This is a genomic window from Mesorhizobium sp. M4B.F.Ca.ET.058.02.1.1 (assembly GCF_003952505.1).
Lineage (GTDB): Bacteria > Pseudomonadota > Alphaproteobacteria > Rhizobiales > Rhizobiaceae > Mesorhizobium.
Map to the genome: position 1 here is coordinate 1,659,009 of NZ_CP034450.1, position 24,603 is coordinate 1,683,611.

Below are 24,603 nucleotides of genomic sequence, written 5' to 3' on the forward strand. Positions count from 1 at the left end.
CGCTCATCAGGAGAACCCGAGCAGTGGTCGCCGGAAGACCGGCAACAGGTGAAAAAGATCATTCAGGCCAGCTAACCCTTGGCGGTCTGCTGCATTGCGATGGCAACAATCGCACCGGAGAGAAACGTCAAAGCGGCGATCGACGTGATCGCCCATGAGAGCCCGAAGCGATCGGCGATGAGGCCCGCGGAGAGCGCGCCGATCGCGTAGCCGAGGTCGCGCCAGAACCGATAAACGCTGAGCGAGCGGGCGCGCCAGCTTGGATGCGAGGCGTCGGAAACCGCGGCGATCAGGCTTGGATAGACCATTGCCGTTCCAAGGCCGAGCAGAAGGCTGCCGACGAGCCACCACTCGAACCGGCTGGTAGCCGCGGTGAGAAACAGGCCGCCGGCCTGAACCCACATTCCGGCGACGATCAGGCCTTTGCGACCCCAGCGATCGCTCAAGGGGCCGGTGACGATCTGCAGGATTCCCCAGGTCGCGGGGTAGATCGCCTTCAGGATGCCGATGCGCTCGACGCCAAGCCCGAAGGAGGCGAAGAACAATGGGAAAATACCCCAACTCATGCCGTCATTGAGATTGTTGATGAGGCCCGCTTGCGATGCCGCGAACAGATTGCGGTCCCTGAACGAGGTCAGTGCAAATACCTCCCGGAAGCTGATCGGCGCGGATTGTTGTCTGTGAGCGGATGCCTCCAGCCGGAGGTGGTCGCGCGTGTCGCGGATGAGCACGATCGACAGCACGGCGCCGATTACGGCGTAGCCTATGCCGAGATAGATGGGCACGGGACGCAGACCGTACCGCGAGGCAAGATAGCCGGTGAGAAACGCCGTCACGCCGACCGCCAGGTAACCGGCAAATTCATTGAGGCCGACGGCGAGGCCGCGCGATTTCGGGCCGACGAGATCGACCTTCATGATGACCGTCATCGACCAGGCGAGCCCCTGGTTGATGCCGAGCAGCGCATTGGCCGCAATCACCCATCCCCAGCTCGGGGCCCAGATGATCATGAACGGAACCGGCAAGCCGACAACCCAGCCGAGGACGAGAACGCGCTTGCGTCCCCAGGTGTCCGCGAGTTGGCCCGAGACCAGATTGGCAAGCGCCTTGACCACGCCGAAGCTGACGATGAAGGAGACGACGAGTGTCGTCGAGGCGATGCCGAACTCTTCCGACCCGATGAGCGGCACGACTGTTCGTTCGAGCCCGACCATGCCACCGACGAAGGCGTTCACCAGCATGAGCAGGGCAAACTGCCGCCAGTTTTCCTTGAGCCCAAGCCTGACAGTCGAGCCTGGCGAAACTGATGCCCCCTCGTTCATTGCTCAGGCCGCGGCGGCGGCGAGACCCGCGTTGGCGGCACGGTTGCGCGCCGCCTCCGGCGGCGGGGGCGGTATGTCCGCGATCATCGTGGCGACGAAAGTGTCCTCGTCATCAATGCGGAACGCCTTGTTGAAGCGCTTCTCGAAGCCAATCGTCGATGTCGGCTTGCCGCTGAGCGAGCGCCCGCAGACCGAGCCGGAGTAGGCGCCGGGCAGCACTTCGACGTGATCCGGCAGTTGCTTGAGGCGGCGCACGCTCGAAAACAGCGTCCGCGCGCCGTCCTCGGCACTGGTTGCAAGTTCGGTTCGTCCGAGATCGCCAACCATGAGAGTGTGGCCCGTCAGCACGAACCATGGCTCGGCCGCGCGTGTCCTGTCCGTGACCAGGAGCGAGATGTGCTCCGGCGTGTGCCCTGGCGTGTGCATGACGGTCATGGTCACGTTGCCGAGCTCGACTACCTCGCCGTCCTTGGCGCGTCGAAATGGGAAACCGGCTTCCGCGCCCTCGAACAGCATGTATTCCGCGCCGGAGGCTGCGGCGAGCGTCCGCCCGGCGGAAATGTGGTCGGCGTGGATGTGCGTATCGACCACATAGAGAATGCGCATGCCGGTCGCCTCGGCAACTCGAAGATAGGGCGCGATATCGCCTACCGGATCGACGACGGCGGCTGCCGACTTGCCTCCGCATCCGAACAGGTAGGATGCAGCGACGGGATCGGAATGGAGGAACTGACGGAGGATCATGACTCTTGCACTCCCTGCCTCGCCCGAGATAACATTCAATTATTCTGCTGAATGTTCCATCGAGAAGAATGCATGTCAAGCATCGGACCAAAACAGGCGGTTTTCGCCAGCCTTGCCGAAGTGGCTCAAGCTCTCGGGCATGCGCACCGGCTGGAGTTGCTGGAGCACCTCGCCCAGGGTGAACGGAATGTCGAGGGGCTTGCGGCACGGGCGGGCCTCAGCTTTGCCAACGCCTCGCGCCACCTTCAGATCCTCCGGCGCGCGCACCTTGTCGAGGCGCGGCGGCACGGCAAGCATGTGCTTTACCGTCTTGCCGGAGATACCCAGGTGGTTGAGTTGATGAAGGCCTTGGGGCGCGTGGGCGAGAGGAACGTCGCCGAGGTCAATCGCGTCATGGCCGACTACTTCCACGCACGCGACGCGCTGGAGGCTGTGTCGCGCGAAGACCTTGTCTCAAGACTGCATGACGGTCTTGTCACGGTTCTCGACGTCCGGTCGGAGGACGAATTTGCGCTTGGACATCTTCCGGGGGCGCTCAACATTCCGCTCGCTGACCTTGAACGCCGGCTGGCGGAGCTTCCCGCCAACCGGGAGGTCATCGCCTATTGCCGCGGTCCTTATTGCGTTCTGTCCTTCGAGGCTGTCGCGTCATTGCGGGCGCGTGGGTATGTCGTTCATCGGCTCGAGGACGGCTACCCCGAATGGAAGGCTGCGGGCCTTCCGGTTGAGGTGGCGGCCTAAGGTGGCCCCGCACCCTTGGGCCTTGTCCGGGACGGCTACGCCGGGATGGGCGCGGAATATTTGGCCTTCAGCCATGTGTTCGACGGTCCGCTGCTGTAGTGGCTGTCGGCGCGCTTCGAGACGATGCCTTCGAGCCCCATCTTCTCGGTGGCGCGGATGATCGCCAGCGCACTGCCCGCGAAATGCTCGCTGTACCGGATCTTGCCGAGGCCCGGCTCGACCAGTTGCCACAGCGCCTGCTTTCGCTGCAGCAGGGGCAAGGAGGCCAGATCGCGACCGTCGAGATGGAGGATGTCGAAGGCGACGAACACCAGCCGGCTCGGCTCGTTCCAAATCGCGGCTTCCAGCGCAGGGCAATCGGGAGCGCCCTGCTCGCCTGGCACAATGACCTCGCCGTCGATAATGGCAGCCCGGCATGGCAGCTCGACTTCCAGCGCGATGGGCCAGTATTTCGTGGTCCAGTCGCGGCCGTTCTTGCTGTAGAGGCGCACGCCGCCACTGTCGATGATGATCTGCGTCCGGTAGCCGTCGAGATAGACCTCGTGAACCCATCCCTCATCTTCGGGCGGCTGCTCGACCCGTGTCGGGATCTGCGGCGGAATGAACTCCAGCCGGCCGCTTTTGACCTTGGCTCGCTTACTCAATGACGCCACCTTTGACCGCCAGCGGCGGCTGATCGGCACAGGCAGCCGGACATTCCCCCAACCGGAACGCCTGCCGCCTGTGCCGAGCCCCCGCTAAGCCACTGTGGCCGAGCCCCCGCTAAGCCATCTCGAACATCTACGAACGAGGCCGGATTGTCGTTAGCTTCGCATCCCAATACTTATCCTGGCGTACATATCTTGCTCGGCACGGCGCTCCAGCGCCGTCCCGACTGGCCTGTGCCATCCAGGATTGCCGCAGGCCCCGCTCAGTCCCTTGGACAATTCGGGCGTTGGTCTTCCGGTAATGCCGGCCTGAAAGCCAATAGGCCCTAGTCCATCAAAAGCACCAGGGCCGGATGCAGCTTCTTCAGATTCGGCAATGATTTCGATTGCCAGGGTATGTCGGGCGTTCCGCGCACGACGAGTCGAACATCGGGATGCTTGCGCACCTCGATGGTAAATTTCGCAAGCAGGTTGATGCCGGAAGAGTTGAGAAAGTGAAGGTCCTTCAAATTGAGCGTAATGGACGCGGGATTTGTGGCGAGAACGCCGGTCGCCAAAGCCATGATAGGCGCGCCGGCCTGTGAACTGGCGAGCCGCATTGAACCGTCGAAAAAAATATCGCTTCCTTCAATCCACACGCGGTAGTCGTCGGTTTTGATTTCCATAGCCTGGCTTCGTTTCATCTAGTTTTGAGTTTGCGAGATCGGTATGGAGGCATATGTCTCCAGGCAAACCCGATCGCTTTCGTCCGCTGAGCTGAATATCCAGGCCAGGCGTGCGCCATAGTCGCTCATCAAAGTCAGCAGTCCGAGCCCGGAGCCCGACATGTCGGGGTTCGCGGCATTCGCTTCTATTCGCTGTATCAGCAGGTCCTTGGGATCGCCAACCGTGATGTCCGCCAGTAGACTTTGGAATTCGGATACGTTTTGACCGTCGACGTCATTCGACACCTTGAGCTTGAAGCATTCCGAATCCATCGACGCCTCGATCACGATCTCACCTGGCGCGCGGAATTTGACAGCATTTTCGATGAGCTCGTTGACCAGATATCCGATGCTATGACGCACTTCCATGTAGTCATTGCGAGACGACTGAAAGCGCAACGCGAAAAGATCGGCGATGAAGTCCGAGGTTGTTGCGCAATGACGCCAACTCAGGTCGAGAGGTCCGTCGAACAGCCGCACGCGACTGACGTTCTCCCTCATCCCGATTGCAATGTCAGGGGTACCGAATAGCGCTGTCATTGCCTACGTGTGCCTTATGATCACTAGGGTGATGTCGTCGTGGATCTTCTGGATTCCGATATGGGCCATCAGATCGTCGATGATACCGGTTTTGATTTCCTCGGCGCTCCTGCCGTGACGTCTTTGCACGCTCTGGGAGAGCCGCTCGAACCCGAACAGTCTTTTGTTTTGGTCTTCCGCCTCGGTCACACCGTCGGTGTGCAGCACGATCACGTCGCCGCTCCCGAACTGGATGTCACGCGTGTCGATGAACTGCGAGATGTCGCTCTCCAGACCAACCGGCAGACCCAGATCAAGCGTATCAATGCGTTCGACTTCCCCATCCGCGCGCACGACGAGAACGTCCTCATGCTGGCCGGATAGCGTTACCCGCTCATCCTCGAAGTCAAGAAAGGCCAGCGAGAGATGCTTGTCGGTGTTGGTCCGCTCGATGTTCTTGTAGATTGCTTTGTTCAGCCGATTCAGAAACTGGTGCGGATCCGCTTCGTTGGTCTCCTGCAGCGCGCGCGCAACCGATTGGACCATCAGCATCAGCACGCCGCTCTCGAGACCATGGCCGGTCACGTCGCCGATGCCGATCTTGACCCGCGATCCGTTCCGCAGGACGTCGTAGTAGTCCCCGCCGACCTCGTCGGCCGGCCGCATGTAGGCTGCGATCTCCAGCCCCGGAATCGCTTCGAGTTCGAATGGTTTCGGCAAGACCATCATCTGGATCTGCCGGGCTACCGCGAGTTCGGCACCGAGGCGGACGTTCTCGTCCCGCAGCTTTTCGTTGAGCGCGGAAATCTCCAGATTTGCGTCGCCGAGCTCCCTGGTTCGTTCGTCGACGAGTTGCTCGAGGTTCTCGGTATGAAAGCTGATCTCCTCAGCCATGCGGTTGAAGGCGATGCCTGCCGCTCCAACCTCGTCGCGCGTTGGAATGCTCACGCGCACGGAATAGTCCTTGGACTGGAGCCGCTGGGCGGCGCTGGCAAGCGACCTGAGGCCGGCGGTGATGCGCTTCGAAATCCCGAGCACGGCCGCAAAGACAATCAGAAGCGAAACGACGATCGCGGCGACCTGGAAGATCAGGATACGATTGGTTGCGCGGGAAATACTCTGTTGCGCGGCGACGAGAGACGCATAGATCTCCCGTTCGGGGACGACGATCCCGACCGACATCATTTCGGACTTGATCGGTCCCGAACTCCACAGATTGGTCGGCTTCAACCTCTTGAGGACGACAATGTAGGGGACGCGTTCGCCGTTGTTGTCGAGCAGGATATGCTGAATGACACCGTCATTGTTCTGGTCGAGGGGCAGCGACGCGATGGCGGGCTGCGTGCTGCCACGCAGCGACCTCTCCAGGCCGGTGACGCCCTGCGTGCCTGCATCGCTCGATGAAGTCAGGCCGATGATCGCCTGGCCCGACGGATTGATCGCCACCACGTTGCCGGTCGACATTGTGAGGAAGCCGAACCCGGTTTCGGCGATTTTCACACGTTCGACGACTTCCGCGAGCTGATCGAGCGTGATATCCGCCCCCGCCGTACCGGCGATACCGGTGCGATCTTGCGTCCACAACGGCTGGAAAAAGCTGACGATCAGCTTTCCCGTGATTGCATCGGTGTAAGGCGCTGTCTGGGTTATGTCGTCAGGGACCGGACGGGAGGCTGGATCCCTGGCCCATTGCTGCCACGACCCATAGATTCCCGGAAAGAAGAACTCCCAGAACTCCGCCTTGTTGTGGCCCGGATAGAGCCGGTCGAAGGTCTGTGCCTGGTCCGTATAGGGCACCGTCCTGAAGATCGGCCGTTCCTTTGGACCAATATAGTACATCTGCAGTTTGGACGCCCCGCTGGCCATGAGGGTCGGCGCGACGAGATCGATCACGGTACTGTCTTCTATTTCCTTCTCGACGCCCGGCAACGGATTGTGGTCGGCCCCCAATAGGTAACCCCAGACACTTATCACGGATGGCGAGCCCGGCAGATTCTGCGCCCAATCGCCCTTGGTGTCGTAGACGACCTTCACGGAGCCGGGCGCCTGATGCGACAGCGTCGCTCCGACCTGTTGCTGCCTGCCTGGGTCGTCGATCTGGGCCTGCAGCACGCCGGCCAAGGCCTTGACGTCCCCGTGAACGCGATCGAGCAGCAGGTCGACACTTAAGGCCGTCGATTCGGCATAGGAGCGAATGTATTCCTGGTTTGCGGTCGTCAGGCCCTCACCGACTTCCGACGTGGCATCGCGCGACAGCTTTTGAACGTTCCAAAGCGCCAGGCCACCGCTCATCAGGAGGTCGAACAGCACCGCGCCACCAACGACCAGTACGAATTTCGCTCGAAAGGAGCGCATGCCGAAGCGTGGTGTAGGCTCAGCGTCGGCTTTCATTGCGGTCGCCGCCCCGATGCGACCCAGATCGGCCAGCCCGCGTAACCCTTGGGGTGGAGCGCAGCGAAAATGTGGTCCTGGAAGCCCTGCCGGAACCGTGCAACGAACTCCGGTCCGTCGCCACGTCTGGTCGCCATCTCGCCTGCATAGACATCCGCCCAAGCTACAATGACATCGGCGAAGTCCTGCGGGTCGCCGTCCAGGTTGGTGACCATGAAGGTCTCGACACGGATGTCTTCGAATCCGGTTTCGAGCAGGTATCGCCTGCTTTTGGGCCCAAGTTCGACGTCCATCTCGAAATGCCCGAACAGCTTCGCCACCTCGTTGTAGGTCCAACGAATGCTTTCGGCGCGCGGCTCGCCGAGGCAGTGCGAATTCTTCTCGTTGGTAATGTAAACCCGCCCGCCTGGCTTGCAAATGCGGTAGAGCTCCTTGAGGATAAGTTCAGGTCGATTGAAGATTTGAAGGGAATGTCGGCAGGTGACCAAATCGAACTGCGCTTCGTCGAGCAGCATTTCCGACGCATCGCCATAGGTATATTCGATACCCCGGATGTCGAATTCCTGCATCACCTGTCGAGCATAGTTCAGGCTTGATATGGAGTGGTCGAGGGCGACGATCCGCGATGGCTGGAACTCCTTCTGCACGAGCACGGCGAAATCACCGATCCCGCAACAGATGTCGGCCATGACGATCCCAGGCCTCATGCCGTGTCGCGGCAAGATCGCGCGCTCGTGGCGCCAGGTCATCTTTGTCTGTGTGCGCAGGATTGGAACAAAACCGCCTTCCTCAAGGAAGCCCTGTCCCGGATAGAATTGGCTGTCATACTGCTCGACCGTGATGTTCGGTTCGATTTTGCTCAAGCGCCCGAATTTTCGCGAGGTCCATCCAACGACGCTTGATGTGATGACGACGAATTTGAGATCGGGTCGAGCGCGGCAGGCGTCGATGATGATCCTCGAGAAGGCGTAAAATGCAGCGTTGTTCATCTGCGTCAGGCGCCTGACGTTGACATAGAGAACGCCGCGCACACGGCCGATCGCATCACGAAGCAATGCCAGGCTCGTCCCAAGCTCATCGATCGCCTGAGGCCGGACCACCCCCGATATGGAGAACTCCTGGTTGTTGGCGTCGTATTGCGCCTTGAAGCGCGGGAGAAGGTTGTAAGGGCTCAATGTTGCAGGCCCTCAAGCGGAAGATCCACGATAAGTGTGATCGCATCGCCGTCGGCTTCCTCGACCCTGAGCGTCGCGTTGTAGTCGACAGCCAGTTCCAGCAGTACGACCTCCCGGCTGGGCGCGAGATCTCCGGAAACAGAATTAAGGTATCGTTCCCTGGCCTCGTATCCCGTGACCTGGCTTACGGCTTCCTCGTAGAATTGGCGCTCCTCCGGCACGCAAGGAAATGTCAGTTCGATCCGGTCCGTCGCGCCATGGCGAGACACCCTGCACGCCAGTTCGCCGTCGGCATGGCGCGTACGAAAGGCGATTTCCAGCAATTCGTTGAAGGCAGAGGAAAAGAGATTTGAATGGCGGACCGAGTCGGATCGATTTTGACTGATCATGCGGGCCATATATGTCGAGACGTAGTCGCAGTGTCTCCAGGCGGAGACGAAAGTCCTGATCTCCATGTCGATCTGGATCATCGGCTCGAAAGTCGGCTCGCCAGCCAAGTCATGATGAACGGATCCCATCGGCGTCCTCTCTTATTCCATCCGTAGTTGAGCCTGGTGGCGCGATGAGCCGGTTCCGCACGCAGGAATTGCGCGGCACGGGCCTCGTTGGTTTTTTACCACTCTCCGCTTTACAAAGGGTGCAAGGCGCTACACTGCCCGATTTGATCCCTCCATCGCCCGTATCCCCTTCGGCGGGGACCTCCTGATGAAATCGCTTGTTGCCTCGGCACCGAGCGGCCGGCCGAGGAAATTGCCCTGCAGGCAATCGCAATTCTCCTTGATCAGCCACCGTGCCTGTGCCGACGTCTCAACCCCCTCGGCGGTGACGCTTATTCCCAAGCCGTGCGCCAGATTGATGATCGATCGCACGATCGTCTGGCCTTTGAGATCGGTCTCCAGGTCCGCGATGAAGTATTGATCTATCTTCAAAGTGTCGAATGGAAAATTCTTAAGATAGCTCAATGATGAATAGTATGTTCCAAAATCGTCGAGCGAAATTCGTATTCCCAATACGTTCAGAGTATTCAACGTGTCGATATTGTCGATTGTCCTCTCAAGAAGAACCGTCTCGGTTATCTCAAGTTCAAGTCTGTCGGCTCGAATTCCAACCTCGTCGATGATCTGAGCGACGGTATCTGTCAGCGAACCGCTGAGGAACTGAGCCGGCGACAGGTTGACTGCGACCGTCAGCGAAGAAGGCCAACTCAATGCCTGGCGACAGGCTTGCTCGAGCACCCATCGACCGATCTCATCCATCAGACCGTCGGCTTCGGCGATCGGTATGAACACGCTGGGTGGAATGACCCCGATCTCGGGGTGCCGCCACCGCAGCAGCGCTTCGAAGCCGATCACCGACGAAGGAGGCCGAATGAGCGGCTGATACTCCAGATAAAGCTCGTTCCGCTCCAGCGCGGTTCGAAGGCTGCGCCTCAGATTTTCGCGTTGCTCGAGCAGGAGCAGCATCGAGCGGTTGAACGTTCGAGCGCAGCCGCGTCCATCTGTCTTGGCTGCATAAAGAGCAATGTCGGCGGCTTTCATCAGTTGCTCGCCATCTGTCCCGTGCTCCGGCCCGAGAGCAATTCCGATACTCGAGCCGACGAAGACAGGAATGCCGTTGATGACGAACGGCTCCTTGAACGCGTTGACCAGCGATCCGGCGAGGCGCTCGGCTTCCGCGGGCTGCTCCTTGCCCAATTGAATGACGGCGAACTCATCGCCGGCATACCGGTAGGCGGATTCGCCGTCCTGCAGCGCGTCACGAATTCGACCTGCCGCAAGTTGAAGAAGCGTGTCACCTGCTCCATGGCCGAGCGTGTCGTTGACCGCTTTGAAATCATCAAGGTCGATTTGCAGCAAGGCGGCCTTCGGCTTTGATCCGCCTATGACCGTCAGCGCTTGCTGCAGCCGCTCGCCGAATCGCCGCCGATTCTGCAGTCCGGTCAGCACGTCGTGCGTCGCCTGATGGAGCAGAATTACATGCTCCTGCTCATCCGCCGCGCTCCGCCCGCCGCGCTCCCTTGATTCGATGATTCCCGCACCATCTGCTGTGCCGAAGACGAAAACGGACCGGGGCGCTTCGCCCGCCGATCGCGGCAAGTCGATGCTTGCCGGAGAACCGCCCTGGAACACCCGAAGAAATTCGTCGCGACAGCTCGCATCGAGGAAGCTCGGGTAGATCTCCCAGATGGCGGCGCCCAGCGCCACCGCGCTTCCGTATATGCGTTTGAGGCTGGCTGCGTAGTGCGTCAGACGGAAGTCGCGATCATAGAACGACATAAGTTCGGTCGTGTTCGCCAAAAGGTCTGGGAGAAGCGCCTCGCCGGCACGTGGAACATCGCTTGAGGAAAGCCCCTCGTTCTCCGTACCGACGCCTGATGCCTCTGGGCGCAAGAGCCACCTCCATAGGCGGTGAAAATTTCCACGTCCCCCAGTTTAGAAATAGCATAACCGTCAAGCTTGGCAAAACTTTCAGCTCACTGTCTTAACAAGCGCCGCATGCAGCGCAATTGCGATGCATGCGGCGCTTGGATTGGCGGCAAGTTATCGATAACGATGAACAGTTACGATTCGTTAATAAACGGAAATCGGCGGCAATTTAGCTATGTGACTGATGGCGCGGTGGTGGCGATTCGAAATATTGTGCGCCATGAGGCGAAGCAGCCTCCCCCCGGCAAGCTCCGTTTTGACCCTGGACTCAGCTTCCGAGCGCCTTGAGCCAACCTTCAAAGGACGGGGCCTTGTGGTGTTCAGCAAGCGAGACAGACTGGGCGAGGCGCGGCAACGCCACGGAACTTCGGACTTCGCGGGGGCTGTAACCGAATTCCTTGCTGAATGCCCGGCTGAAATTGGCGGCTGAGCTAAACCCGACGGCTTCCGCAATATCGACAATGCGCCGGCTGTCCGCCGGATCGCCAAGCGCAGCATGGGCTGCCAGAAGTCGGCGACTTTGTATGTAGTGGAGGACACCACCGCTCGGCTCGAACAACTGATAGAGACGGGAGCGCGAGACGCCGAGCGCCCGGCACATTGAATCCGGCGTCAGATTGGCCGCATCCAGATTGTTGTGGACGTATCGACGCGCCCGCTCCATCAGCGCGACACTCACCAATTGTTCGGTGGCTGCCGTATGTTCCGCCTGGGGCGAGAGGCAGGCAATGATCATGCTGCGCGTTGCGTGCACGATACGAGGCAGATCGTCAGCCGTGAGACTGCGCAGCCTTGCTTCTATGCTGTTGAGGTAGTCGAGCAAGAGGTTGGCAAAGTTGCCGGATAGAATTGAATTGTTCTTTGCATCCAGGGTTGCCGTCGCATCGGCGAACAAATCACGCGGCAAATAGAGAAAGAGACTTTCGGATTCCGTTGTCCGCCCGCGAAACGGGTAGCCAAGCGATCTGATCTCCAATTTGCCGGGCTCGTTTTCCGCAACGCGACGATCGACCTCCGTCCACGACCGGCCAGTACGTGGCAAGGCGATATACCAATGATCGATCGAACTCGACCGAAGCTTGGCGGCGGAACGCATATAGCTATGCGCTGGTGCACGCTGTTGGACGATCAGCATGCCGCCGAAGTTCCAGGCCGTATGCTCGGCGGGAAAGCCGTCGTCGAGCGATTTGTCATCCGGCAGCCTGACCTCGACAAGCGGTGCCATATGCGCCTGCCAAGCGGCGAATTGATGCTCTGGCGCCAGATCGAGCGTTGAAAATGGCAAGGGGTCGAGCGCCGGCGCCAGTGACCCGGCAACCTCATGGTGAGGTTGAGCTTCGCGCGGCCAACGACGTCGCTCACGCTCCGGCGCCTGCCTCGAACGCGCCTCGTCCTGCTTCTTAGCATCCATCGCAGGGTACCATATCCGAATCCGGTATACCCATGCGCCCACGTCAATCATGTGGTGTATCACAGGCACTTGGCAAGACTGGCGGAACTCAAGTCCACAGAAGCGGCCATCATCACGCTGGATTACAGTAAGAAATGCATTCCGAGACAAGTTTATGGATGTGACGATAACGACACTCTTCAACCCGGTGCGTATAGAATCCGGCATCGTGAAAGCGTAGTTGAGGAGGCCACGAGATGAACGCAAAGCTCAAAGCGGAAGCTCGCCGCAAGATCATTCTTGACGGGTACGTTAACAATGAACCCCTGAAAGATATTGCGGCCAAGATCGGATGCTCCCTGGCGAGTTTAAAGGTCAGCGCCAGCAAACTCGGGTGCACCAGGACGCCAAAGGAGGCGGCCGCATTTCGACGCGGCTTTCGTGTCCCGGAAGAAAAACGGCGTGATTACTATCAATTGATGATTGCCGGGCAGTACAAGGCCCACGAGTGCGCGCGGATCTTGGGCCTGCTAACGATGCAATTGCCTGGCCCAGAGTAGTCGTATGACAATACTGTTGCCGATATTGTTACTCGGGCTTTTCATCGCCTCGGCAGTTCCTCAGTAAAAGCCCGCCGCAAGCACGGGCGGCGGGCCCTGAAAGGTTCGCTCAAATGCCCCGTCGGCGCTTCAATCACACCTGCTTCTGCCCGCACGATCTGGCCATTTGCGAACGCGTGTTCGATCAGGTTTGCGTGGATGAACATCTCGACCCTTTGGGGCCGGATACCGAAATTCTGGCGGAAATGGTTGTGGCCATTTTTCGAAATGCCCACACCGGCGAGCGCGAACTGCTGGAGGCGGTCAGGTCTCGCTGGCGAAAGGTCGCGGGAACTGCGCATTAGAGCAATTCCGGGAAAGTGCAGCGGTTTTCCGTCCGGAATTGACGTCGATCTCGCCATCGCCTGAAGAGTTCGGTGCCTATTTCAGCGAAAACGCCGAACGGAATTCCTTCGTGTTGTTGCGGTTGGGATAGGCCTGGTCGGGCACCGGAACGCCGAGATGGGCGCAGAGCGGTTGCCAGCCGTCGCCCAGCCGGTGGACCAGCAGCCGCTCGCGCGGTACGGCCGCCATCACTGCCTCGACATTGGCTTCGTAGACGGCGATCGCATGCGCCCGGTCGTGCGGACGGCCGCCGAACACCTGCCTGGCGATCAGGGTAAGGCCGAGCGCGTCCTGGTCCTCGATCTGGCCGATGCCGGCCAGGATGGTCTTTTCGAAACTTTCCCACCAGCTTTCCGGCGAGCGCCAGGTGAGGATGACGCGGGCGTCCGGATAGGCCTTGATCAGCTCTGGCCAATAGTGCGCCGACGGCCAGTCCATGCAGGAATTGTAGCCCGAGAACAGTTCTTTCCAGTCCGGCGCCGCCCCTTTCGCCAGCGCGCGCCACAGCCGCTTCTGCTCCTCCTTGGCCATGACCTCGGACATGTGATGGCAGGGGCCGAAGCCGAGGATGGTCAGCGCCTCGCGCATCGAATCCGTTCCGGTCCGGCCAAAGCCGGTGCCGATGACCTTGATCGACATTTCCGCCCCTCCCCGCGTTTGGACCACGTGTATCAAATGCCGGCCACCACCATCCGCAGGCGATTGCCCTCCGGATCGGCGCAGTCCAGCCTGCCGGCCGCCTCGGCGAAGGGCACACCCGCCTTGCCGAGCCGTCCCGCCACAGCGGCAAGCTCGTCGGCGCCGGCAAGCACGACCGTGAAGCGCTCCAGCCCGGCCGCGCCGGGCGGCGGTTCGGTCAGCTCGTCGCGGGTCCAGATGTTGAAGGCGACCATGTGGCGGCGCCGATCGGTGCCGCAATCGAACAGACCGAAGGTGCGCGACTGGATGTGCGGCCTGAAGCCGAGCACGTCGACATAGAACGCCATCAGCGTTTCGGGCGAGCGGGCGCGCATATGGATGTGGCCAATGAAGGCATCCGCCGGCAGCCGCGGCTCGATCCGGCCGGAATCGCCAAGCGAGCGCGACAGGTTCGCAAGGTCGAGCGGCTCCAGCCCCGAATGCGTGCTGCCGTCCGTGGCGAGGAGCAGCACACGGCCGTCCGTCGTCTCCTCCCTGCCGGCCAAGCGTTCGGGTGTGTCGAAACAGATCTCGATGCCGTTGCCCGACGGATCGGAGACGTAGAGCGATTCCGAGACCAAATGGTCCTGGGCGCTGTATCTGAGGCCGGAAGCCTTGAGCCGGGCGGCGGCATGCGCAAGGTCGCGGCGCGTCGTGACATGGATGGCAACATGGAAGAGATCGCGCGCCTTCTGTGGCAGCGCGACCGCAGCACCTTCATGCAGCACGATCAGCGCCTTGCCGTCGACGCCGAGCCCGGCCACCGCGTCATCCTCGCCAAGCAGCGAGAGCCCGACCGCATCGCGCCATACGGGCAAGGCCGCCGCGATGTTGACCACCCTCAGATGAACCGGCCCGAGATGAGTGGCGCCTGCCAGCAATCCTTCGCTCATCGGCGAATATTAGCTGTGAACGATATGGCTGTCAGCAAGATGGAGGGGAGTAAGGCAGTAAGGGAGTAGGGCAGTAGGGGAGTAACGGAGGCATGGCTCTGATGCTCCCCAGTGCCTAGTGCCTAGTGCCTAGTGCCTAGTGCCCTACTGCCCTACTGCCCTACTCCCCTACTCCCTCCCTCATATCCCCGGTGGCCGCACATACCCATCCGTCAGCCTCGCCAGCGCCTTGGCGGCGGCAAGCAGCCTGAGGTCGCAGTGGCGACGGCCGACAAGCTGGGCGCCGATCGGCAGGCCATCGCGGTCGAGGCCGATCGGGATAACGGCGGCCGGATGGCCGGTCAGGTTGAAACGGCAGGCATGGCTGAGCGCCGTCCAGTAGGGCGTCTCGACGCCGTCGACCGGGATCGGCGTGCCCGTCTCGCGATGCTTGAAGGCGGTGCACATCATTGCCGGGCACACCAGCACGTCCCAGTCGCCGAAGAAGCGCTCCCAGGCGTGGATGAAGTCGTCGCGCCGGTTGAGCGCCGCGAGATAGGTAGCGAGCGTTGGCGAGTCTTGCAGCGGTGCCTGGAAGGCCTGCGAGTACCAGGTGATGAAGTCGGAGAACAGCGCCCGTTCGGCGGCGAAGTCATGCGAAGGCAGGGCCTCGCCCACCTTTGCGCCGGCGACGTCGATCGCGCCGGCAAAACCGGTAATCGCATCGGCGATGTCGCGGGCGATCGGCACGCCCGGGAATTCGGGCGCGAAGGCGACCCGCAGCCGCGACAGCGGCGGCTCGGGCGCCTCGTCGGTCGCTGCCGGCGGCACCTCGGTGTCCTGCCCGTCGGCGCCTGCAATAACGCGGTGGGCAAGGATGAGGTCGTCGACATCGCGCGCCAGTGGCCCGATGTCGAACAGCAGACGGAAGCTGCGCGGCATGTCGGGCGGATCGGCATAACTGCCGGTGATCGGCACCGTCGATTGCGTCGGCTTGAAGCCGCATATGCCGCACAGATGCGCCGGCACGCGGATCGAGCCGCCGGCATCGCTGCCGATATCCAGCGGCACCAGACCGGCCGCGACGGCCGCCGCGGCACCGCCGCTGGAGCCGCCCGGCGTGCGGGCGACGTCCCAGGGATTGCTCGTGCGGCCGAAGATCGGGTTGACGGTCTGCAGGTCGCGCAGCCGGGGTGGCACATTGGTCTTGCCGATGATGATCGCGCCCGCCTTGCGCAAGCGCGCGGCAATCGTGCTGTCGGCCGTCGGTACATGGTCGGCCCAGGCCGTCAGCCCGACCGTGGTGCGCATGCCCGCCGTGGCGTGGCCGTCCTTCAGGGTGACCGGCACGCCATGCAGCGGCCCGACGGCCTCGCCGCGCGCCAGGGCATCGTCGGCGGCCCTCGCGCCCTCGCGCGCCGCCTTCTCGTCAAGCGTGATGATGGCGTTGAGCAGCGGGTTGACGGCGGCGATGCGCTCCAGCTGCGCCTCCATCGCCTCGCTGGCGCTGACGCGGCGCTCGCGGATCGCGGCCGCCAGTTGCATGGCGGTGAGGAAGGTGGTGTCGGCGGTCAGGGCGTTTGTCATGCGCGCATCCTCCCCGGATTGGCCTTCGCCAATCGCCAGCACGGCAGCCTATCAAAATCGGGTTGCCCCATGGCCTTTCCCCCTGCCCTCATCCTACCACAAACGACAGGATGCGGTGAGGGGCCGGAAAGTTCGGTGGTTCAGTCGATCTTGTGTGGCCTTCCGGCGGAAAACGAACAACAATGGCCTGCCGCCACGCCGCACGATGGCGGAAAGAGTAGCAGGAGGAGATGCGAATGGACGAGCCCGATCGCTGGCGCAACATGGCAAGCGCGCCGAGGGATGGCAGCCGGATCCTGGTCACGGTGCGGCCGACCGAGCAGGGGCCGGCCGAGGTCGACATGGCCTATTGGTCGCGCGCCGACCAGCATGGCGAGGAAGGCTGGCGCTCCTCCGACTCCCAGCCGGGCCGCGTGGTCGAATATGCCGACCCGGAACTGAAATGCTGGATGCCGCTACCATCAGCCGGAAGAGGCTCGATGCCGAGCCCGTGGGAGGGCGACGAGGTGCCGCTGCTGGACGGGTCGGGGATTTAGGGCCAGTCTCCCCCCTTGAGGGGGAGATGTCGCCGAAGGCGACAGAGGGGGTCGCCGCGCGTGGAGCGCCAGCCTTGATCCGCCGCAGGAGGTAGAGCCCAGTCGAACCGACCCCCTCTGCCCTGCCGGGCATCTCCCCCACAAGGGGGGAGATGGCAGCTTCAACGGCTCACCCCACCGCCACCAGCACCTCCCCTGCCTCAACCTTCGCCGGGTAGGTCCTCAGATTGATACATGGCGGCAGGCGCCTGGCTTCGCCTGTGCGGTAGTCGAAGGCGCCGGAGTGTTTCGGGCATTCGACCTCGTAGTCCATCACCAGCCCGTCGGCGATGTGGACCGCCTCATGCGTGCAGAGGCCGTCGGTGCAGAACACCTCATCGTCGGGCGAGCGGAACACGGCGTAAGTCCGGCCCTCATGGTCGAAGCGGCGGGCGCCTTCCTGTTCGATGTCGTCGAGGCCGCACGCCTTGATCCAGCTGGTCATTTTTCTCACCGTAAGATTCGATCGCGGCAGGCCTCCGGGGTCACCCGGAGGCCCAGTCCTGGGATCAGTTCTTGTTCATGTACTCGGCCGCGTTGGCCGGCGTGACCAGCTCGAACGGCACGTAGACGACGCGGTCGACCTTCTCGCCCTTGGCGAGCGCGAGCGCGGCGTCGACGCCGCCGCCGCCCTGCCCGTTGGCGTTCTGGAACACCGTCACCGCAAGATCGCCGGCCTTCATCGCCTGCAGGCCGTCCTGCGTGGCGTCGATGCCGCCGACGACGACGTCCTTCATGTCGATGCCGTTGGCTTTGAGCGCCAGGATCGCGCCGATGGCGGACTCGTCATTGTTGGCGATCACGGCATCAGGTGCCGCGCCGGCGGTCAGCCAGTTGGTCATCAGGTTCTGCGCATTGTCGCGCGACCATTCCGACGACTGCTTGTCGGTGACCTTGATGAAGTTGCACATGTCGGTGGCAAAGACCTGCTCGACATCCTTGGTGCGCTGGAGCGCCGCCTGGTGCACCAGGCTGCCCATGACGATGTAGGCATTGGCGCCTGCCGACTTGCCCTTGGCGCGCAGCATCTTGCAGACCTCGAAGGCTTCCAGCGTTCCGGACTCGACCTCGTTGGAACCGACATAGACCTGTTTTTCCGGCAGGTTCGCCATGTCTGACGGTTCGAGGTTGACGAAGACCAGCGGAATGCCGGCCTTGGCGGCCTCCTCGCTCAGCGTCTTGGAGGCGTTGGTGTCGACCAGCGTGACGATGATGGCGTCGACGCCGCTGGCGATGAAGTTCTTCACCTGGTCGAGCTGCTTGGCGACGTCGTTCTGGGCATCCTCGACCTGGATGTCGGCGCCCTTCTCCTTGGCGCGGGCCTGCATGCCGTTCTTCAGCAGCGTCTGGAAATTGTTGTCGAAGTTGACGATCGAGACGCCGATCTTGGCGGCGAATGCGTTTGCCGGCATCGACATCATGGCGGCGAGCGCGGTTGACAACAGAAGTCTCTTCACGGGTTTCCTCCCTTTGGACTGGAGCGCCGGGTCACTCCGCTTCTTGATTTTCCGGCCCTTGCGGGATGGCTTGTGTGGAAAGCCAAAGGCCTTCTCACTGGGTGGATGGCCGAAGGCCATCTCAGCAGCGAACGGCCGAGGCCGTTCACGTGGCTGTCTGTTCGGGCGTCATTTGGCGGCGGCGTTGGCGCGCGCCTTCTTCTTCTCGTAGCGGGCCTGCATGCGGGCCTCGCCGTCCTTGCTGCCATCGTGGAAAGTGCCGAACCAGCGGTCGAACGGAATGAGGCCGTCGCCGTAGTTCACCTCGAAATGTTTGTGGTGCAGATAGTGGATATAGGCGTGACTATCGACGCTGGTGTTCTCGCCAAGCTCGACCTTGTCGAAACCGACATGGCCGGGGATCGCGCCGAAGCCGGCATAGTGGAGCTGGTAGAGCGCGAGCAGCGGGTTCGACGGGATGATCAGGTGCCAGAGCGCTACGCCGAGATAGCCGAGCTGCTCGACCGGATGCATCGACAGCGACGACCAGGGCGACGGGTTGACGGAGTTGTGGTGCACCGAATGCACCCATTTGTAGAGCGGGGGCCAGTGGATCGCCCGATGCAACAGGAAGAAATGCGTCTCGTGGATGATCGGCACCACCAGCGCCAGGCAGAACAGGTATACGGGATGCTCGGCAACCGTCAGCCACGGCACGTAGCCATTGGCATAGGCGTAGAGGAGCGCCACCTCGATTGCCGTCCAGATCGGCATGCCGGTGCCGAAGGTGCGCAGCATGTTGTCGAGGTTCTGGTTCTCGAAGAAGAAGGCTTGGCTTTTCTGCTCCGATGGCCATTTGCCGTTGTATTTGAAGCGGTTGCCCTGGGCCCTCAAAATGTAGAGTCGAAGCTCGAAAACGCCGAAGAAGACGAGCAGCGCCGCGCAGTTGACGAGGAACAGGCGCAGGATCCAGCCGACGGAGAGCGTCTTCATCACCTCGGCGTCGGGCAGCACGAAATGCCACCACGCCACGGCCGAAAGCGCGAACAGCACATTGTAGGGCAGGAAATAGCTCGGCAGCCATTTCAGCACCGCCAGCGGCCGCGGTGGGAAGACGAACAGCGGCGCGGTGCCGGCCGGCTCGTTCGGCGCCCAGTCGCCTCGCTTGTTGCGCGTGCCGTATTGCAAGTCGTCCATGGCTGATCTCACAGGCCCCGGTTTCACAAAGTTTGAGAGAGGGTGAGGAAGCGGTCGTAGGCGGCATCGTCCATGTCCACCTGGTGCTTCGCTTCCGGGTAGCTGCCGCCGGCGACGTCGCGGCCGAAGGCGCGGAAGGCGGCGATGCGCTTTTCCTGCAGCTCGGCCTCCAGCGTGAGGAAGTCGGCATAGCGCTTGGCGTGGCGCGGATAGTGGCCGGCATGGGTGCCGAGCACATCGCAGGAGAACAGATACTGCGTGTCGCAGGCGCTGCCGCAGCCCATGCCCATGGTGATCAGCGGGGTCGAGCGGGTGATGTGCTCGGCGAGCCTGACAGGCACCACTTCGACCTCGACGCAGGCCGCACCCGCATTCTCGATGTCCCTTACCGCGCGCAGCACCTTGAAGGCTTCTTCCGCCGTGCGCCCGACAGCGCGGAAATTCGTCCAGGTGGCGCGGTTCGGCACCAGGCCGACATGGCCGGTGACCGGGATGCCCTCTGCCGCCATAGCCTCGATGAAGCGCGGCGAATGCGAGCAATAGACCGCATCGGCGCCGCGCTTCATCATGGCGAAGCCAAGCCGCACCGCTTCATCGGGCGAGGCGACCGCGCCGTGCGGCATGCCGACGGAGAGGAAGGCGAAGGGTGCCGCCTGGCGGATCAATTCCAGATTGTGGTCGGGCTCGCAGGACAGGATGACGATGTCGCAGGCTACCGCGGCGGCCGCTTCGGCCGGCGTGTCAACATGCAGTTGCAGCCATTTGCGGCTGCCCTTCTGGCTTTGCAGGTCGCTGACTGTCAGCCGTCTCGTCACCAATGCATCCTCCCGTTCGCGGGCGGACGACCGCAGGTGGGAAAGAGCCCCCTCACCCGGATTGCCTGCCGATCTGTGAAGGACAGATCGGAGCCATCCGACCTCTCCCAAAAGGGAGAGGGAGATCATCGGCGCCGGCGCCCGCTTCTTCTCCGAAACGGCCAAAGCTGCGGACGAAGCGACCGGATGAGGGGGCGAACTTCACATGCCATCGCCCTTCCGTTCACGGGCGAGTTAGCACCGTGACGGCGGCGAAGGCTCGCGGTTCCTTGATCAAATCAGATCAAAGGTTCTCGGCGGTGAAGGTGACGAAGCGGATCGGCGGATTGTCGACCGGCAGGTCGTGCAGGTTCAGCGCCGCGAGCACAAGGTCGATGGCGCGGCGCGCCTGTGCTTCCGGCGACTGGTCGAGAACGACGTCCATCGTGCCCTCGCGCAAGGCGCGCGTGCTGCGCTCGGTCAATTCGTGACCGACGAAGAAGATCTGGCGGCCCCTGCCGTGGCGCCGCAGCACCTCGTTCAGCGCCGTGTTGGCGCCGCCGGCATTGTAGAGCCCGGCAAGGTCGGGCCAACGCACAAACGCCTCGTGCAGTTGCTCTGCGTTGCGGTCGCCATCGTCGAAGCCGAACAGCGCCGCCACCGGTTCGAACCCGTCGCCGGTCTCCATCAGATAATCGAAGAAGCCGCGCACGCGGTCGCGGTGGACGCGGTAGATCTGGCTGTGGCAGATGGCGACGACCTTGCCCGGCCGACGCTGCATGCGCGCCATCAACAGGCCGACCGTACGGCCAGCGGCGTAATTGTCGATGCCGACATAGGTGCTCCGGGTGCCCGATATCTGGGTGACGATCTGCACCGTCGGGATGTTGTCCGCCTCGAGTTTGCGGAGCGCCGCACTCACCAGCGGATGGTCCGGCACGGCGAGGATCAGCCCGGCGCGGCGCATCTCCGGATCGAGGATCCGCGCGGCGATCTCTGCCGGGTTCGCCTCATCGAGGAAGGTGCGGTGAACGGCAATCGAGCGGTCAAGCGTGGCGGCGATGCGCTCGAAGGCACGCGAGAGCCGCGCGAAGAAGGTGGCGTCCGGCCTGACCAGGATCACTTCGATGCGGATGACGCCGCGATGCGCCTCGGGCAGCCGGCGCGGATAGTCGAGCAAACGCGCCGCCGCCACCACCTTCTCGACGGTCTCGGGCCGCACTCCGCCCCTGCCGTTCAGCACGCGCTCGACGGTTGCCGTGCCGACGCCGGCACGGCGGGCGATCTCGAGGAATGTGGGCTTTGGAATGGCGAGGCTCCCCGCTGCAGCGACGCGAAGCCTAATCCTTCCGCCCTTGCGGGAGAAGGTGCCGTTCCATCAGCGAATGCCAATTGACAGCCCAATGGAAACGGCGCTGATTGGCGCTCGCGGAAATTGCGCCAGACGGGCGATTTCGACCCGTCGGGCATCACCCCCGGGAGGGTCTGAAATGCCAACGATCATCGGCCATCACAACATCACGAAAGGCGCCAAGCACTGGCTCACATCGCCGAAGCGCAAGGAGATTTTCGGCGCGCTCGGGATCACCAACATCCGCACCTTCGTCGATCCGCAGAACCCGAACCGGGTGGCGCTGATGATGGACGTCCCAGACATGGACAAGCTGGCGGTCCTGATGCAGAGCAAGGCAGCCGCCGATGCCATGGAGTTCGACGGCGTCGTACCGGAATCGCTGGTGATCCTGGTGGAAGAAAAGGGATAGCCGCGACGCGCCCTGGCTTCGAGCGCGTTCATCGGCCCCAGAATGTCTTGCTGAACTCGGCGTGGCTCTTCAACAGCGTCAGGGCGATGGAGTTGATCGGCGACATGGCATTGTTTGCCGGGCCGACATTTCGGTCGCATGGCCGCCGGATCAGGAAGAAAGTGCGTCCGACGCCCGCGACCAGCATTGCGGCAGGGGTCATGGCGGCCCACAGATCGAGCCGGCGCACGACGGATGCCCGGTCGGCTTGTTGCTTTGCGAGGTAGCGGGCCAGGGCGATGTCGTGACGCTGCAGGGCACCATACCCTTGCTGATCGTTCCAGGGATCGTCATGCCAGATGGGCCATTCGGTCAACGCGGGATGTCGCATGGTATCCTCCTGAAAGAGCTTCAGGGCGGACAGCCTCCCCGAGCGCCGTGAGGAATGCGTGGCAACCAGCGTGATGGAATCGTGAAAAACGCCCCGCCGGCCCAATAACAGTTGAAATAGAGTGAGCTAAGCGAAAGGATTGACCTCACATCGTGGCTGTGGCGGATCCGATGACCGGACCTCACCTCTATTTGCTGGGTGGTTTCGACTTTGCCGGCGTCGGGGCGGCGGCCCCGGCCTTCAGCCGCAAGGCACGCGCGATGGTGGCTTATCTTGCCTTGCAGGCGGGACAAGCCCAATCGCGCGAGAAGCTGGCTGCCCTGCTCTGGAGCCTGCACGGTGAAACGCAGGCGCGAATGAGCCTCAGGCAAGCCGTGTCGGCCGTCCGGAAGGCAATGCAAAGGTCGGGCGGTGGGCGCTTTCTGACCGAGGGGGCCAACATTGCGCTTCACCTCGATGACTTCGATTTCGACGTCGCTCGTTTCGAGGCGCTGGCTACAAGCGGCTCGATCGAGGATCTGGAGCAGGCGCTTGTGGTCTATCGCGGCGACCTTCTCGACGGCCACGGCCTGAAGGAGGAGCCGTTCGAGGACTGGCTGCGGGTCGAGCGCGAGCGCCTGCGGATGATGGCCGTTGCGGCGCTGGACAGGTTGGTCACGCAATACGGCACGGCAAACGACTTTGCATCCTGCGCGCGCGCGGCGGCGCGGCTGCTCGCCATGGAGCCGCTGCGTGAAGACATCCATCGCGCCCTGATGCGCTCCTTTGCTGCCCGGGGCCGGATCAATCTCGCGCTGAAACAGTACGAGCTTTGCCGCGACGCACTGGAGCGCGATCTCGCCTTGGCTCCTGAACCGGAAACCCGCCAATTGTACGAGACGTTGCGGGCGCGGCGAACGAAATCGGCGTCCCATCATTCGCTGCAGATTCCGGCGACCGGGACGGAGGGCAGCGTGCCCATCGCTGCGCCAACCCACTACGTCAAATCGGCAGGGATCAATATTGCCTACCAGATGACCGGTGACGGGCCGGTCGATCTGCTCTACGTCCAGGGATGGGTCTCCAACCTCGATCTTGCCTGGGGATCGCCGCGCTACGCCCATGTGCTCAGGCGGCTCGGAACCTTCTCGCGCCTGATCCGCATCGACAAGCGCGGCACCGGTCTGTCCGACCGCAATGTCGGCCCGCCGACGCTGGAGGAGCGGATGGAAGACGTGCGCGCCGTTCTGGATGCGGTCGGCTCGAAGCGCACGGTGCTGTTCGGAAGCTCCGAGGGCGGGCCGATGTGCATGCTGTTCGCCGCCACCTATCCGGAGCGCACGGCGGCGCTGGTGCTCAACGGAACCTATGCCAGCGGCACATGGTCGAAGGATTATCCCTGGGCGAGAACCACCGAGCAGGTGGACGAGGACCTGGCCTCCGTCGAGCGGCAGTGGGGCAAGCCCGCCGAACTGCTCAACGCCGCGCCCTCCCTGTCCGAAGACAGCAGCGAGCGCGAATGGTTTGCCGCCTATCTCAGGAATTCGGCCTCGCCCGCCGATGCGATCGCGCTCTGGCGCTGGGGCACAGAAATCGACGTTCGCGATATCCTGCCCGCCATCCATGTTCCGACGCTGGTCATCCAAAGGACGGGCGACCGCTGGGTAAGGCCGGAAGAAGGACGCTACCTGGCAAGGCATATCGAAGGCGCCAGATATCTCGAGTTGGCCGGCAGGGACCATTTGATCTGGGGCGAGGACTGCGACCGCCTGGTCGACGAGATCAGACGCTTCGTCACCGGCGCCCTGCCCGCGGCTCCGAGCGAGCGCTTGCTGCTCTCGGTACTGGCAATCGAGATCGCGCCTGCCGGCGAAAAGGCGATCGGCCAACACGCCGAAGCGATTCGGGACGAGCTGCTGCTGTTCGACGGCAGGGAGATCAGGCGATCCGGCGACAAGGTGCTCGCTGTCTTCCAGCGGCCGACGCGGGCCATCCAATGTGCGGTCGCCATTCGCGAGCGCCTGAAGCCTTTGGCTGCCAATTTCCGCTCGTCGATCCACATCGGCGAGTGCGAGTCGCACGGCGAGGAGTTCAGCGGACTCGCCATCGAGGTCACGTCGCGGTCTCTGGACCATGCCCGGCCCGGCGAGATCATCGCATCGCGGACGGTGCGCGACCTGATCGTCGGCTCCGGCCTGGCTTTTGAGGAGCAAGGTGCCATGTGCGGCCCCCGGGTGCGCTGCAGTTCTTTTGTGTCGCCGCGACGCCCGTAAATGCTGGCGCATAGACGCCTTCGGCTGGATGGGTCGGCGGGACAGCCCGCCTTTGCCCTGCCGGGTGCCGCCGCAT

At 62.5% G+C, this 24,603-nt stretch carries 25 protein-coding genes; 6 read left to right on the plus strand and 19 right to left on the minus strand.

Going from position 1 to position 24,603, the window contains the following annotated elements:
- Positions 1-71 precede the first annotated feature (71 nt).
- Both EJ073_RS08410 and EJ073_RS08415 read right to left on the minus strand, forming a co-directional pair.
- Positions 72-1,322 (minus strand): MFS transporter, encoded by a 1,251-nt coding sequence (locus EJ073_RS08410; protein ID WP_126055307.1) that lies wholly within the window; start codon positions 1,320-1,322, stop codon positions 72-74.
- A gap of 3 nt (positions 1,323-1,325) precedes the next feature.
- The gene (locus tag EJ073_RS08415; protein ID WP_126055308.1) at positions 1,326-2,066 is read right to left on the minus strand and encodes an MBL fold metallo-hydrolase; all 741 of its coding nucleotides are present in this window, start codon (positions 2,064-2,066) and stop codon (positions 1,326-1,328) included.
- Positions 2,067-2,138: 72 nt separating this feature from the next.
- On the opposite strand from EJ073_RS08415, the gene EJ073_RS08420 reads away from it, so the two are divergent.
- Complete coding sequence (locus tag EJ073_RS08420) at positions 2,139-2,807, plus strand: metalloregulator ArsR/SmtB family transcription factor (RefSeq protein ID WP_126059128.1); 669 nt, start codon at positions 2,139-2,141, stop codon at positions 2,805-2,807.
- A 35-nt stretch (positions 2,808-2,842) separates the two neighbouring features.
- On the opposite strand, the gene EJ073_RS08425 is transcribed toward EJ073_RS08420, so the two are convergent.
- The 8 genes from EJ073_RS08425 to EJ073_RS08460 all read right to left on the minus strand — a co-directional run bounded on the left by EJ073_RS08425 (position 2,843) and on the right by EJ073_RS08460 (position 12,080).
- Positions 2,843-3,460: an RNA ligase family protein gene (locus EJ073_RS08425; protein WP_245455503.1), complete on the minus strand. Its 618-nt coding sequence runs from the start codon at positions 3,458-3,460 to the stop codon at positions 2,843-2,845.
- 320 nt (positions 3,461-3,780) lie between these two features.
- Positions 3,781-4,119, minus strand: a complete 339-nt coding sequence (locus EJ073_RS08430; RefSeq protein WP_126055310.1) for a hypothetical protein — start codon at positions 4,117-4,119, stop codon at positions 3,781-3,783.
- 18 nt (positions 4,120-4,137) lie between these two features.
- Positions 4,138-4,698, minus strand: coding sequence for an ATP-binding protein (locus tag EJ073_RS08435; RefSeq protein ID WP_189347531.1), 561 nt, complete (start codon positions 4,696-4,698; stop codon positions 4,138-4,140).
- Positions 4,699-4,701: 3 nt separating this feature from the next.
- Positions 4,702-7,068, minus strand: coding sequence for a SpoIIE family protein phosphatase (locus EJ073_RS08440; protein WP_126055311.1), 2,367 nt, complete (start codon positions 7,066-7,068; stop codon positions 4,702-4,704).
- Positions 7,065-8,243, minus strand: a complete 1,179-nt coding sequence (locus EJ073_RS08445) for a class I SAM-dependent methyltransferase (RefSeq protein ID WP_126055312.1) — start codon at positions 8,241-8,243, stop codon at positions 7,065-7,067. Before EJ073_RS08445 ends, EJ073_RS08440 begins: the two co-directional genes overlap by 4 nt.
- Entirely contained in the window at positions 8,240-8,761 is a 522-nt protein-coding gene (locus EJ073_RS08450; RefSeq protein ID WP_126055313.1) for a ubiquinone biosynthesis methyltransferase UbiE, read from the minus strand. Before EJ073_RS08450 ends, EJ073_RS08445 begins: the two co-directional genes overlap by 4 nt.
- Before the next feature lie 129 nt (positions 8,762-8,890).
- The gene (locus EJ073_RS08455; RefSeq protein ID WP_245455504.1) at positions 8,891-10,519 is read right to left on the minus strand and encodes a bifunctional diguanylate cyclase/phosphodiesterase; all 1,629 of its coding nucleotides are present in this window, start codon (positions 10,517-10,519) and stop codon (positions 8,891-8,893) included.
- A 418-nt stretch (positions 10,520-10,937) separates the two neighbouring features.
- The gene (locus EJ073_RS08460) at positions 10,938-12,080 is read right to left on the minus strand and encodes a helix-turn-helix domain-containing protein (protein WP_126055314.1); all 1,143 of its coding nucleotides are present in this window, start codon (positions 12,078-12,080) and stop codon (positions 10,938-10,940) included.
- A 236-nt stretch (positions 12,081-12,316) separates the two neighbouring features.
- Here EJ073_RS08460 and EJ073_RS08465 point away from each other — a divergent pair, with 236 nt between their 5' ends.
- Positions 12,317-12,619 carry a hypothetical protein gene (locus EJ073_RS08465; protein WP_126055315.1) on the plus strand — a complete coding sequence of 101 codons (303 nt, stop codon included), beginning with the start codon at positions 12,317-12,319 and terminating at the stop codon, positions 12,617-12,619.
- A 113-nt stretch (positions 12,620-12,732) separates the two neighbouring features.
- Positions 12,733-12,963 (plus strand): hypothetical protein, encoded by a 231-nt coding sequence (locus EJ073_RS08470; RefSeq protein ID WP_126055316.1) that lies wholly within the window; start codon positions 12,733-12,735, stop codon positions 12,961-12,963.
- Between the two features lie 76 nt (positions 12,964-13,039).
- Here the strand turns inward: EJ073_RS08470 and EJ073_RS08475 are convergent, their stop codons facing one another.
- From EJ073_RS08475 to EJ073_RS08485, 3 genes are all read right to left on the minus strand, one after another.
- The gene (locus EJ073_RS08475; RefSeq protein ID WP_126055317.1) at positions 13,040-13,642 is read right to left on the minus strand and encodes a sulfotransferase family protein; all 603 of its coding nucleotides are present in this window, start codon (positions 13,640-13,642) and stop codon (positions 13,040-13,042) included.
- Positions 13,643-13,674: 32 nt separating this feature from the next.
- Positions 13,675-14,574 carry a VOC family protein gene (locus tag EJ073_RS08480; protein WP_126055318.1) on the minus strand — a complete coding sequence of 300 codons (900 nt, stop codon included), beginning with the start codon at positions 14,572-14,574 and terminating at the stop codon, positions 13,675-13,677.
- A gap of 180 nt (positions 14,575-14,754) precedes the next feature.
- The gene (locus EJ073_RS08485) at positions 14,755-16,140 is read right to left on the minus strand and encodes an amidase family protein (RefSeq protein WP_126055319.1); all 1,386 of its coding nucleotides are present in this window, start codon (positions 16,138-16,140) and stop codon (positions 14,755-14,757) included.
- Positions 16,141-16,376: 236 nt separating this feature from the next.
- On the opposite strand from EJ073_RS08485, the gene EJ073_RS08490 reads away from it, so the two are divergent.
- A complete protein-coding gene (locus EJ073_RS08490) occupies positions 16,377-16,676 on the plus strand; it encodes a hypothetical protein (protein WP_126055320.1) in 300 nt (99 codons plus the stop codon).
- Between the two features lie 169 nt (positions 16,677-16,845).
- Here EJ073_RS08490 and EJ073_RS08495 read toward each other — a convergent pair whose 3' ends face one another.
- The 5 genes from EJ073_RS08495 to EJ073_RS08515 all read right to left on the minus strand — a co-directional run bounded on the left by EJ073_RS08495 (position 16,846) and on the right by EJ073_RS08515 (position 21,451).
- Entirely contained in the window at positions 16,846-17,160 is a 315-nt protein-coding gene (locus EJ073_RS08495; protein ID WP_126055321.1) for a MocE family 2Fe-2S type ferredoxin, read from the minus strand.
- Between the two features lie 64 nt (positions 17,161-17,224).
- Positions 17,225-18,172 (minus strand): substrate-binding domain-containing protein, encoded by a 948-nt coding sequence (locus EJ073_RS08500; protein ID WP_126055322.1) that lies wholly within the window; start codon positions 18,170-18,172, stop codon positions 17,225-17,227.
- A gap of 168 nt (positions 18,173-18,340) precedes the next feature.
- Positions 18,341-19,348: a sterol desaturase family protein gene (locus tag EJ073_RS08505; protein WP_126055323.1), complete on the minus strand. Its 1,008-nt coding sequence runs from the start codon at positions 19,346-19,348 to the stop codon at positions 18,341-18,343.
- Positions 19,349-19,371: 23 nt separating this feature from the next.
- Complete coding sequence (locus tag EJ073_RS08510; protein ID WP_126055324.1) at positions 19,372-20,163, minus strand: 3-methyl-2-oxobutanoate hydroxymethyltransferase; 792 nt, start codon at positions 20,161-20,163, stop codon at positions 19,372-19,374.
- Between the two features lie 283 nt (positions 20,164-20,446).
- Positions 20,447-21,451: a LacI family DNA-binding transcriptional regulator gene (locus EJ073_RS08515; protein ID WP_126055325.1), complete on the minus strand. Its 1,005-nt coding sequence runs from the start codon at positions 21,449-21,451 to the stop codon at positions 20,447-20,449.
- Between the two features lie 181 nt (positions 21,452-21,632).
- Here EJ073_RS08515 and EJ073_RS08520 point away from each other — a divergent pair, with 181 nt between their 5' ends.
- On the plus strand, positions 21,633-21,905 hold the full coding sequence (locus EJ073_RS08520; RefSeq protein WP_126055326.1) for a hypothetical protein: 273 nt from the start codon (positions 21,633-21,635) through the stop codon (positions 21,903-21,905).
- A 28-nt stretch (positions 21,906-21,933) separates the two neighbouring features.
- Here EJ073_RS08520 and EJ073_RS08525 read toward each other — a convergent pair whose 3' ends face one another.
- Positions 21,934-22,275 (minus strand): hypothetical protein, encoded by a 342-nt coding sequence (locus EJ073_RS08525; RefSeq protein WP_126055327.1) that lies wholly within the window; start codon positions 22,273-22,275, stop codon positions 21,934-21,936.
- 170 nt (positions 22,276-22,445) lie between these two features.
- Between EJ073_RS08525 and EJ073_RS08530 the strand changes: the two genes are divergently transcribed.
- Entirely contained in the window at positions 22,446-24,527 is a 2,082-nt protein-coding gene (locus EJ073_RS08530; RefSeq protein WP_126055328.1) for an alpha/beta fold hydrolase, read from the plus strand.
- The last annotated feature ends 76 nt before the right edge of the window (positions 24,528-24,603 follow it).